Raw genomic sequence first — 12,508 nt, forward strand, 5'->3', positions numbered from 1 at the left:
TAAGTACGCAGCACATTGCGTGAGTTAAATCAACGTAATATGGTGAAACAAAATGGGGATATATATGGGAAAAACTAGGGGCGTGTTCCCTAGTTTTTCGTTTTTGTATATACCCGCCATCCAGCAAGTACCGGCAATATCGCTGTCAATCCAATTGCCCAACGGAATCCAAGCCAGTCGGCAATAACCCCTGCCATCATTGCCCCAATCGCATAGCCGCTATCGCGCCAAAATCGATATACTCCCATCGCAGAAGCGCGCCAGTATATCGCTGTCACATCGCTAATTGCCGCTTGCAACGTCGGATATACGATCGCTGTTCCAAGCCCTAACAACACCGCTCCAACGATCCATAGCGCGATATGATTAGCAATAAGCATAAACCACATCGCCAACGCCTGCAACCACATACCGTATGCAATCATCTTTTTTCTGTCGACTCGATCGCTAATGGCACCTGTGAAAAGCTGACATATCCCCCATGAAGCAGGGTAAACCGCAACAATCATCCCCGTTTGTGAGACGGATAGCCCGAGCGACGTGAAATATAAAGGGAATAATCCAATACCCACTTTCTTGTCGGTGATGGTTGACTGCGGAGCGACGTGAAATATAAAGGGAATAATCCCCATGCGACACCATCTTTCAAATTTGTCGCAAGTCCTGCTAAGCTAAAGCTAGATAATGTTTTATTTTTCCATGTCGCCTGTTGAAATATTTCTTTTTGCGATAACGTCTCTTTTGATTGTTCGTTTTTTTGTTGTCGATGTAGCTGAACATAGTGTTTCGTATCTTTGACGATAACTGATAAAATCGTCCCAATGATCGCAACGATAATGCCGATGTAAAACTACTCTGTTTTTCGATGGTTGTCATCTATTTAAAAAAGTTTTTTACTTTATAAAAGTAAGTAATATACTTTAATATATCTACATATATTTTTTCACTTAAAATAACCGAGGAGGAATCGTCATGGCCAAAGTGTTATACATTACTGCGAATCCAAAACAAGAACAACAATCATTTAGTTTATCAGTCGGGCGTGCGTTTTTAGAGACTTACAAACAACATCATCCAGAAGATGAAATCGTTGAACTACACGTATATGATACGGACATTCCGTACATTGACGCCGATGTATTTAGCGGCTGGAGCAAACTGCAACAAGGACAAGCGTTCGAACAATTAAGCAAAGATGAACAACAAAAAGTGGCGCGTATCAATGAGTTGTGCGAACAATTTATGGAAGCTGACAAATATGTATTCGTCACACCGATGTGGAACTTTAGCTTCCCTCCAAAACTAAAAGCATATATTGATACGCTTTGTCTTGCAGGAAAAACGTTCAAATATACGGAAGAAGGTCCTGTCGGGTTATTGAAAGGGAAAAAAGCGCTTCACATTCAAGCGCGCGGAGGCATTTACTCCGAAGGTCCAGCAAAAGAAATAGAATTTGGCGATCGCTATTTGCGTGCGATCCTCTCTTTCATCGGCATCACAGACGTCGAAACGATTGCCGTTGAAGGCATGAACGCATTTCCAAACGAAGCAGAAGCTATTAAACAGCAAGCAATCGAACGCGCGAAAGAAGCGGCAAAACGGTTTTAGGTGAAATAGAGGTGTCTTGAATTTTCAAGGCGCCTCCATCTCTTGTTGTCCTTTTTACAACTTTAACTATAACAAAAATTCCTATTGTAAACTACTGTCACTTTACGTCACTAAACGTTTCCAGTCACCTATCGAAAAAAAATGTGCCTTTCCCATTGAAAATTGAATTTTCAGTCCACAAAATTTTCTTCCTACCGTTTTTTTTCCCGATTTTCACAAAAAATGTGCCTCAACATTCAATTTTCCCTTTTTGCATTTCCCGTATTTCCCGAGTGTAATAGATGTGTATTCTATTATGAAAGGATGAAGTGTATGCAGTATCTTGATTTAAAAATGGATTTTATGTTTAAACAGCTGTTCGGTCACCCGAGCCGCAAGTCCATTACGATGGCGTTTTTAAACGCGCTTTTGCATCGGACAGGCGATGACCGCATCGTTGATGTGCAGTTTGAAAACACCGAACTGACGAAAGAAACAGAAGACGGAAAAACAGGGCGGTTGGACGTCATTGTTCGCACGAATCGTGGTGAACGCATTCATGTCGAAATTCAAATCATCTCGCAATACGGCATGCCCGAACGGCTGTTGTATTACTGGGCGCGGTTGTTTTCCTCTTCGTTATCAAAAGGAGAACGGTACGACACCCTTCCTCCGACCATCATGATCGCCATCTTAAATTACCCACTTTTCCCACATGAAACCGACCGCTTCCATACCGTCTTTCACATCCGTGAAGATGAAGAACAATTTCTTTGGAGCGAGCACCTTGAATTTCATGTACTCGATTTGTCACAATTTATGGTAAAATGGAAGAAATATCGGAGAGAAGTGAAGCAATCGCCTGAATGGCCATGGCTGACGATGTTATCGGCGGTCGATAGCCGAACAAAACGAATAGATGAAGACATGTTTCGCGAATTGGAGGGAATCGCGATGACAGAACAAGACATTTTAGAAGCGTTAGAAGAATGGCAAAGTTTAAGCGTTGACCCAGAAAACCGCTACGCATACGAAATGCGGCTCAAATGGCTGCTTGACCAACTTTCAAACATTCGCAGCAGTCGGGAAGAAGGATTGAAAGAAGGATTGAAAAAAGGACGAGAAGAAGGAATCAAAGAAACGATCCGAAAAATGAGCGAAAAAGGGATGAGCGTGGCAGAGATTGCACATATACTCGATATGACGGAAGAAGATGTGCAAGAACGGTTGAGCGAATAGTCTTAAATGCCCTTGCGAATAAGCAAGGGCTTGTGCTATTGCCTCATACTTTCGACGCTTTTTTCTTTCGCCACGGTCGTATACTTGAAAAACGGATCTATAAACAAAAAAGTCGGCGCACTTAGCGCTGACTTTTTTATTTCGCATAATAGGCGCGATACAAACATTCTTAATGATGGCACTATTAAAGGATGTGGATAGTTTCAATTCCTCATAGGTACACAAATCAAAGATCGAGCTGAACTCCCAAACATTCACGGCAGTTGGAAAAAAGGGTTGAAAGAAAAAATCAAAGAAACGATCTGAAAAATGTGCGAAAAAGACATAAGTGTAACGGACTTTGCAAACATTTTCGACATGACCAAAAAAGAAATGCAACAACAATCGAGATGTTGAAAATATAAAAAGCCAGCGCCGAACACGCTAGCTTTTTACGCCGATGTTTTTGTCGGGAAACGACCGTTTTTTTCATCTGTTTGTACATACGTTTTTTGAACGTACGGAGACGTCATGAGCGAAATCATCGCTCCATAATCGACCGCAAAGCGAATATGGTCGCCGACGCGAATGTCGGTACGTGTGGCATCAACAATAATATGGTCGCTGCTCGATCCGATGATGTCGACAGGAGAAAGTGGCGTCAATCCGCTCACGTGCACATCTTGGCGGCCGATGCCGACGATGGCGCGTTTCATCATACCCCGTTCTTGAAACGTCGGCGTTTCGCCAAATGCATTGCGGCTTTGTACACCGTACGGAACAGACGGTTTCATCTTCACTTCAATGACTTCGGTCACTAAACAAAATGCATCTTGATATAAGTTAGGGATCGCAGCGCCACGAATCGTTTCGCGCCCTAAAAAAATCGCTTCACCTAATCGTAAATGGTTAATGCAACCGACGTCTGTCGTTTGTTTTAGCCAATAATAGTTCGCGGAATTGCCGCCAGATACGTACGGTAAAAATAACGCATACTCTTTTTGAATACGTTTCGCAAGCGACGAAAGTTCACGCATTTTTTGCTCTGTTGGAATGATGCCACCGAAGCAGGCGAAATTCGCTCCGATGCCTGCTAGTTGAATGTTTGGCAACCGCAAAATTTGTTCAATAAACGCTGGCACATCTTCAGGCATGACGCCTTCGCGCAAATCCCCCATTTCAACCATGATGATGATCGCATGCGTTTTATTTTGCTTCACCGCTTCTGCCGAAATGGCACGCACGACGTCGATTTCCGATTGAACGCTCACATCGACATGTTGAACGACTTGACTTACTTCGCTTAACGCAGGGGTGCGAATAAGCATATATGTGGCTGGAATATGCGCTAATTTTAATTTTGCGATTCTCTCCACTTTCGTATCTGCTAAACTTGTCAAACCGCTATCGACAAGGGTGCGGGCAATTTCCACATCTCCGTTCACCCCTTTGACGACAGCGGTCATTTGAATGCCTTTTTCTTCGCACCATTTTTTCAACGTCACAGCATTATGGCGAATTTTCCGCAAGTCAATTTCGACCCTCGGCGTCATGATACGGCCACCTCATGTTTTTGTAAAGATGGGAAATAATCGATGAGACGATTAACGACTTTGTCGGCTCCATATTTTAATACATCGGTCACAGGCATACGGAATTTTCGTTCGTATTCGTCCATCGTTTGTTTTAGTTCATCATCTGTCATGCCTTCATGATTTAACGTGATCGCAACAACTTTTGTTTTTCCGAAATGTTCAATTAACGCAATTTCACTTTCCACTGTCGGCATCTCAACAAACGGGAAGTCGCCAAGCACTTTTCGCTTCGGTGGGTGTTGTAAAATAACGGCTTGCGGCCGCGCCCCTTTTAAAATGCCAGCCGAGCTGACGTAAGCTGGATGGCTCAGCGCCCCTTGTCCCTCCACAATAATGATGTCGGGTTTTTCTGTTTCGTACGCGCGCACAATTTCTCGCTCGAGTTCACCGATCATATATTGAAGCGGAAACGCATCCATCGCAAATCCGTACGAAGCGCCTTGAATTAAGCCCGTTTGTCCTGTCGCAACGAATGCCGTTTTATAACCGCGCTTTTGCATTTCTTTTGCGACGATCATCGCCGTCGTTCGTTTCCCGCATGCGCCATCTGTCCCAAGCACCGCCACAATGGGCGCTTTCACTTGCAAAATACGTCCCGTAAACAACGTCCATTCTTTTTTCGGACGCGGTTTGCGAACGTCGCGAATCGTTACCCCGTAGCGTTTCGCCATCGCCATCATTTCTTCGTCTTCTGTTAAGAACTCTTGAAGTGGGTTAATGATATGCATGCCTGCTTCCATCGCTTCGATGATCACTTGTCGTTCTTCTTTTTTGAGAAAAGCGTTCGCTGGAGCAATTCCTAAGATGAAGTAGTTCGGTTTTTCTTTTGCGGAGGCCATTGCATCTTGAAGATTTTTACAAATCGGAATGCCGTTTTTCTTTTGATCAAGCACCTCGCCGGCATCTTGACCAGCTTTTGTTGAATCAATGACTGCCACGATCTCATACAACCCCGAATCGCGCACAAGCCCATTCGCTGTTTTTCCATCCATGGAACCAAATTGATTTTCACAATATACAATGGCGTATTTCTTCACAAGAAATCCCTCCATTTCGTTGTGAAATCAATGTCTCCATGAAAAAAACATCTCGCTTTACCACAATCGGAAAGAAAGATGTCCTCTATTTTTTATTATAACGAATTTTGAAGAAAAAGTAAAATAGTACCTATCAAACCTATACGAAAAAAGCCAACGTCTAGCACGCTGACGTGTTTATTCCTCATAGGCATGATACAAATCGAATAAGTCCGAGCGAACGATACATTCCATCCTTTGCACAATACAACCATAAAAAGTGCCAATGTATCAACACACGGAAAAGCTATACACCATCATCACACATCCGAAAATTCGGTTCATTTCCTTGATAATTGTCGTCAATCTCCCGGAGTGTTCATAAAACGGGAGATCGACGATAATGAGCAAACAACTTATTCTTTTTCCAATAGCTGTTTCACTTCTTCTTCCGTAAGATCTGTGACGTTCGCAATATCTTTGACACTCATCCCTTTTTTCACCATCGTTTGTATAAGATGCTTCATGCCTTGTCTCATGCCTTGTCGTTCATACGAAATCATGAGCCCCAACACTTGTTCTTTTTCTTTCGTCTCCATTTCATTCACCTCACTTCTCAGTCTTCGTTCTTCTTCATCTGATAGTTTCACATATGTTTCAAAAAAGCCAAACAATAACCGTTGTTTCGCTTCGTCTAATTCCATTCGGACAAGCATGCGTAAAAATTGCTTTTTCAATTCTACCCGTTCACTTTCAGTATAACCCATTTTACTGAGCAGTGCAGCGGCGATTGGGTTATCGTTACGAATATAGTTTCGCCAGTTTTGTTTACGAAGTTCCACAGTGAAAAAGTGAAAATTAAGCACATGACCAAACGGAAATTGGAGGGTAAATGTCGATGGTTCGTCGCGGATCGTATCGTAGCTAAAGACGGCAATCGGTACGATGTGTTTACGGTATTTTTCAAACAAGCGGCTAAAATAAATAAACATCCGTTCGGGAAACGATGGTTGGACGTAGCTTTGGTTTTCGATATGGACAATAATTAGGCTATCCTCCCCTTTCAATTTCGTTTCGACTAACAAATCAACGCGATACTTCTCCCCTGCCGTTACATCGGTAAACAGCTCCTCCGACAAAAACGATACGTGTTGAAAGTCGATATGCTCATGCATCGTTGGGAAAAAGAGAATGATAAACTCCTCAAAAAACGTTTGAATTAACTCTTTAAACAGACGATCGTGATCAACGGACATACATTCACCTCGCATACTTTTTTGACGTTTTTATTCGACAACATCAGCCATTTCCCTGCATAGCTATATAAAAAAGCCAACGTCTAGCACGCTGGCTTTTTTATCGCCCAATTGGCAAGCTGATGACAAACGTCGTTCCTTTCTCCGAACTGTCATGAAGCGCAATCGTTCCGCCATGGTTTTCAATAATTCGTTTCACAATCGTTAACCCTAAGCCTGTGCCCGATGATTTCGTCGTCATAAACGGTTCAAAAAGCGCCTTTTCCATCTCTTTTGAAATTCCGCGACCGGAGTCGTAAATATACATATTGTACGTCCCCTCATTGACATCAGAATATATGCAAATCGTGCCGTTTTCTTCGATAGCTTCGATGCTGTTATGAAGCAAATTGTATAACACTTGCATCATTTGTTTCGGATCGATCCATAACGGAACCCGATCCAGACGAACGTGAACAGCGATTTTTTTTGTTTCACATATGTGTTGGAGCAAAAAAAGAAGATCTTGAACAATCGTTTCCATGTACGTCTCTTTTAACATCGGTGCGCTCGGCTTTGCAATAAGAAGCATATCTTCAACAATCGCATTAATGCGGTCAATTTCTTTTAATAAAAGCGGAATATGGTATTGTTTACGCTCGTTTTCCGCTAAATTTTCGTTCATAAACGCTAAAAAGCCATGAATAACCGCAAGCGGATTGCGAATTTCATGCGCTGCCTTCGCCGCCATTTCCCCCATTAACGCCAACTTTTCCGATTGATGTATTCGCTTCGTTAGTTGTTCCATTTCGGTGATGTCGAGGAAATAAGTAATTTCCCCAATGTGCTCATCATACCTATTTTTCAACTGTACTTTAGACATCAAAAAAGTTTTCGTTTCTAATGTTTTGTAAACGATCTTCTTGTTTGTTACAGGGGAACTCGTTAAAAAAAGCTCCCAAAACGCCTTGTTTTCTTTCGGTTTTTGCCTTTCATTCAGCATATGTTCTATATCTTTTTTCCCCAAGGAAAGCAACGTCACCGCTGATTCATTAATAAAATAATTCCCTTTCAACTTATCATTCATAATAATTCCGCTCGGTAAAGCGTTTAGTAATTGTTCAATAAATACTTTATCTTTCAATACTTCTTCATATAAATATGAGTACTTTCTAAAAATGATCGACAAAACGACAAGAATGGCAGTAAACATAGCTAATCCAAACATAGGATAAAAAGGAAGAGAAAGCGCCAAAATAACTGCTCCACCTAGTATAATCATATATTCAAAAATCGTTTCTTTCACAATACTCGTCACTATGACGTACATTCGCTGCGATGAGTTAAGGAAGAAATAAAAAGCCATGATGAGCGCATTGACTGTGTAATATACGACAAAAGAAGCGATATACGCAGGAGAATGCGCAAAATCAATCGCTCTAATCTCCCCATCGAAAAAAAGAAACGTATAATAAGCGCTACAAATCATAAGAACATACATAGAAAAATTAAATATATGCTTCCACCAAACCATTTTTTTATATTGAAAAATAAAAATAAATACCGTACTTAATAACAAACTGAATAAAACGTATTTCATTCCAAATACAACGAGCACTGCCAAATGTAGCGAAGAATCAAACGACGTCCCATTTCCATTTGGCGGAAGTTTAATGTCATAATAATTAAGAAGAACCACTCCGATCGCCAACAATAACGAAAATAAGATTTGCTCTTGATCAAAGGAAAAAGAATAAAAAAAGATAATCAGTCCACTGAAACAAACGATCGAGGTATATAATGATATAAGTCGTTTCCTCCACGTTGCACACAATGATAAAACCTCTTTTCAAATCCGTTCTAGAATTTCACTCTATCATTCTATTTCAAACACAACGAAGAAGCAACGGAAGCTTATGCCTTAAACTTGAAACGAAAAAACATGGCGCAATCACGCCATGTTTTTATCGAAACATCATATCGTCTTTTCGGGCGACACCGGTTTTATATGCAGCTTTCATGACGGCTTCGCGCACGCGTTCAGCCACTTTGTTGTTAAAGACGCTTGGGATAATGTACGTTTCGCTTAATTCTTCGTCGGTGACGACAGAGGCGATCGCTTCGGCTGCGGCGAGCTTCATTTCTTCGTTAATTTCGATGGCGCGGCAATCAAGCGCGCCGCGGAAAATGCCTGGGAAGCAAAGAACGTTATTAATTTGGTTCGGATAGTCGGAACGTCCGGTCGCCATGACGCGAACGTACGGTTCCGCAAGCTCTGGATCAATTTCTGGGATCGGGTTTGCCATCGCAAAAACAATTGGATCTTTCGCCATTTTTTTCACATCTTCTACTTTTAAAATGCCAGGGGCAGATACACCGATAAATACGTCCGCACCAGCGATGACATCCGAAAGTGAACCGCTTATATTTTCTGGATTTGTCAGTTGCGCATATTCGTTCCAATACGGATTGTCGTATTGCACCCCGCGATGAATCGCCCCTTGACGATCAACGCCGATAATGTTTTTTACGCCGGCGGCAAGCAACATTTTCGTGCAGGCGATTCCTGCAGCACCGATGCCTGTTAAAACAACTTTAATATCTTCAATCTTTTTATCTACAATTTTTAATGCATTTAACAAACCTGCAAGTAAGACGACCGCTGTTCCATGTTGATCATCGTGGAAGACAGGAATGTCGAGCTCTTGTTTTAACCGCTCCTCAATTTCAAAACAACGTGGGGCAGCGATATCTTCTAAATTAATGCCACCAAACGCTGGGGCAATCGCTTTGACGATTTGCACAATTTCTTCTGTATCTTTCGTATCTAAACAAATCGGAAACGCATCGACGCCCGCAAGCTGTTTAAATAACATCGCCTTTCCTTCCATGACCGGCATCGCCGCATACGGTCCAATGTCGCCAAGCCCTAATACCGCCGTTCCGTCTGAAATGACTGCGACTGTATTTCGTTTAATCGTCAATGAATACGCCTTCGACGGATCTTCCGCAATCGCCGTGCATATGCGCGCCACCCCCGGCGTGTACACGCGCGCTAAATCGTCACGCGTTTTAATCGGAATTTTTGATTTCACTTCAATTTTTCCGCCAATGTGCATTAAAAATGTGCGGTCGGACACGTGAATAACTTTCACGCCTGTTGTTTTTCGCAACGTATCAACGACAACGTCCGCATGCTTCGAGTCAAGAACGCTCACCGTAATATCGCGCACTGTATGCGTTTTACTTGAAGAAATGACGTCAATGCCGACAATATCTCCACCCGCTTGTCCAATCGCTGTGGCAATGTCGCTAAAAGCGACGACGTTTTTCGCAAATTGTAGTCGAATCGTAATGTGCATGTTTGCTCCGCTTGACATGTTGTACCCTTCCTTTTCTTTGTCTCTGTCGCTTCATGTTATTTCCCTGCAATGCCTGGACTTGTCATGGCATACGGGTCTAAAATATCATGTAATTGCTGTTCATTCAACAAATCGTACTCCAAGCATAGCTCGCGCACCGATTTTCCTGTATGAAGCGCTTCTTTTGCGATGCGCGATGCCGCTTCGTAACCGATGTACGGATTGACAGCTGTGATGATGCCGATGCTATTTTCGACGTGTTGCTTCATTCGCTCTTCGTTCGCTTCAATACTAGCTAAACAATAATCTGTAAACACACGAAAGACGTTGTCCATCATATGAAGCGACTGAAGCAAGTTAAACACAAGCACAGGCTCCATGACGTTTAGCTCTAGCTGCCCTGCTTCTGACGCTAAACAAATCGTCTGATCGTTGCCGATCACTTGAAATGCCACTTGATTCACCACTTCCGCCATGACCGGATTCACTTTCCCCGGCATAATGGACGAACCGGGTTGACGAGCAGGTAACGTAATTTCCCCAAGCCCTGCGCGCGGACCAGAAGCCATGAGACGAAGGTCGTTTGCGATTTTTGACATGTTGATCATACATATTTTTAAAGCGGCCGACACTTCCGTATAGGCATCCGTGTTTTGTGTCGCATCAACGAGATGCTCCGCATGCACGAGCGGCAAGTCGGTCAAACGAACGAGATGAAAAATAACGCGCTCAATATATATCGGATCGGCATTTAATCCCGTACCTACAGCCGTTGCGCCGATATTGACTTCATACAAATGTTGGCGCGACTGGGCAATGCGTTCGATATCCCGTTTCACAACGCGGCGATACGCTTCAAATTCTTGTCCGAGCCGAATCGGAACGGCATCTTGTAAATGCGTCCGTCCCATTTTTATGACGTGATCAAACTGCTTCGCTTTATTGGCAAACGTATCATGCATATGTTTCATCGTCTGAAGCAATTTGTTCATCATCTTTAACACTGCAATATGAATCGCTGTCGGAAAGGCGTCGTTTGTCGATTGCGACATGTTCACATGCGTATTCGGGCTAATGATATGGTAACTTCCTTTTCGCTCTCCTAACCATTCGAGTGCGCGATTCGCGATCACTTCGTTCGTGTTCATATTGATTGACGTGCCTGCGCCACCTTGAATCGGATCGACGATAAATTGATCGTGCCATTGTCCTGCGATAATTTCATCTGCCGCTTTCACGATCGCTTCACCGATGCGTCGATCAAGTTGCCCCGTCTCCATATTCGCAAGCGCAGCCGCTTTTTTTACGATCGCCATCGCTTCGATGAGCTCACGATGCAAACGGTAACCAGTAATCGGGAAGTTTTCTGCGGCGCGCATCGTTTGAATGCCGTAATACGCCTCATACGGAATTTCTTTTTCGCCAAGCAAATCTCGTTCAAGTCGCACTTCTTTCGTTCGCATCATTTACGCATCCCAACCTTCTTCATGTTTTTTTGTCATATCATTTGCGATTGGCGTTTCCATGATGTTTTTAATTTCCATTAAATTGGTCGTTTTTCCTAACGCCCACATCAATTTCGGTACGATCGCTTCCGTATTCATATCACCGGATAAAATAACGGTGTTTTGTGCCACTTTCCGACCAACTTCGTATAGCGTTAAATCTTCGCCTTCTTCTAAACATTGCGTCGTAATGACGACTGCCATGCCATCGTCGATCAGTTCTTTTATTTTCGGCAATAAATTGCGCCCTTGAAACGGCACGCCACCACTTCCGAAGCTTTCGATAATGACGCCGCGATATAAGTGGCGAATGTAATCGAATATTTCTGGTTTTGTCCCCGGATGAAGCTTTAACAAAAACACATCCGGACAAAGCGACGGGTCAAATTGCAGCTTTCCGCTCGGCTTTTGTAGCTCATATTGATAATGAATCGTTTCCCCATGAATGTAGGCGACGTACGGGTGGTTAATGCTTTCAAACGCGTCGTAACTTTTCGTCCGCATTTTGACTGCCCGCGTTCCTAAAATGACACGCCCATCGAAGACGACAAACACCCCTCCGACGTCTTCACAAGCAAACCGAAGCGCATCGCGTACATTTTTTTTCGCATCCGTCTTCGGAAACCCAATCGGTACTTGTGAGCCAGTTAGCACAATCGGTTTATGGCTGTTTTGAAGCATATATGATAAAGCGGCCGCCGTATACGCCATCGTATCTGTCCCATGTGTAACGACGAACCCATCGTATTTGTCGTAATGTGTATAAATCGCCGTTGCAATATCACGCCAATGTTCTGGCTGCATATTCGTGCTGTCGATGTTCATTAAAATTTCGCTATGTAACCGATACGGCTGATTGTCGATCGTAATGTAGCTCGTCAATTCTTCTGCCGACAGCTTCGGCGTCAATCCTTCTTCACTCGGCACAGAAGCAATCGTGCCGCCTGTCGCAAGCAACAAAATGTTTTTCATGCTCGTCACCTCAAATAT

At 43.1% G+C, this 12,508-nt stretch carries 10 protein-coding genes; 2 read left to right on the plus strand and 8 right to left on the minus strand.

Annotation, left to right across the window (positions count from 1 at the left end):
* Positions 1-89: 89 nt before the first annotated feature.
* Positions 90-632, minus strand: a complete 543-nt coding sequence (locus CS060_RS01830) for an MFS transporter (RefSeq protein WP_257211100.1) — start codon at positions 630-632, stop codon at positions 90-92.
* Between the two features lie 340 nt (positions 633-972).
* On the opposite strand from CS060_RS01830, the gene CS060_RS01835 reads away from it, so the two are divergent.
* Positions 973-1,608, plus strand: a complete 636-nt coding sequence (locus CS060_RS01835) for an FMN-dependent NADH-azoreductase (protein ID WP_035049663.1) — start codon at positions 973-975, stop codon at positions 1,606-1,608.
* A gap of 312 nt (positions 1,609-1,920) precedes the next feature.
* Complete coding sequence (locus CS060_RS01840) at positions 1,921-2,826, plus strand: Rpn family recombination-promoting nuclease/putative transposase (RefSeq protein WP_035049665.1); 906 nt, start codon at positions 1,921-1,923, stop codon at positions 2,824-2,826.
* A 431-nt stretch (positions 2,827-3,257) separates the two neighbouring features.
* Here the strand turns inward: CS060_RS01840 and CS060_RS01845 are convergent, their stop codons facing one another.
* The 7 genes from CS060_RS01845 to CS060_RS01875 all read right to left on the minus strand — a co-directional run bounded on the left by CS060_RS01845 (position 3,258) and on the right by CS060_RS01875 (position 12,490).
* Positions 3,258-4,358, minus strand: a complete 1,101-nt coding sequence (locus CS060_RS01845; protein ID WP_035049667.1) for an alanine/ornithine racemase family PLP-dependent enzyme — start codon at positions 4,356-4,358, stop codon at positions 3,258-3,260.
* Positions 4,355-5,437, minus strand: coding sequence for an N-acetyltransferase DgcN family protein (locus CS060_RS01850; protein WP_231563696.1), 1,083 nt, complete (start codon positions 5,435-5,437; stop codon positions 4,355-4,357). Before CS060_RS01850 ends, CS060_RS01845 begins: the two co-directional genes overlap by 4 nt.
* A 395-nt stretch (positions 5,438-5,832) precedes the next feature.
* Entirely contained in the window at positions 5,833-6,672 is an 840-nt protein-coding gene (locus CS060_RS01855) for an RpnC/YadD family protein (RefSeq protein WP_035049670.1), read from the minus strand.
* Between the two features lie 100 nt (positions 6,673-6,772).
* Positions 6,773-8,350 carry a sensor histidine kinase gene (locus CS060_RS01860; RefSeq protein ID WP_257211101.1) on the minus strand — a complete coding sequence of 526 codons (1,578 nt, stop codon included), beginning with the start codon at positions 8,348-8,350 and terminating at the stop codon, positions 6,773-6,775.
* A 265-nt stretch (positions 8,351-8,615) separates the two neighbouring features.
* Complete coding sequence (locus CS060_RS01865; protein WP_035049672.1) at positions 8,616-10,031, minus strand: NAD-dependent malic enzyme; 1,416 nt, start codon at positions 10,029-10,031, stop codon at positions 8,616-8,618.
* Between the two features lie 38 nt (positions 10,032-10,069).
* Positions 10,070-11,479, minus strand: coding sequence for an aspartate ammonia-lyase (gene aspA, locus CS060_RS01870; protein WP_099668625.1), 1,410 nt, complete (start codon positions 11,477-11,479; stop codon positions 10,070-10,072).
* Positions 11,480-12,490 carry an asparaginase gene (locus CS060_RS01875; RefSeq protein WP_035049674.1) on the minus strand — a complete coding sequence of 337 codons (1,011 nt, stop codon included), beginning with the start codon at positions 12,488-12,490 and terminating at the stop codon, positions 11,480-11,482. It abuts the gene before it with no gap.
* Between the last annotated feature and the right edge of the window lie 18 nt (positions 12,491-12,508).

This window comes from Anoxybacillus flavithermus, from assembly GCF_002742685.1.
GTDB classification, from domain to species: Bacteria; Bacillota; Bacilli; order Bacillales; family Anoxybacillaceae; genus Anoxybacillus; species Anoxybacillus flavithermus_E.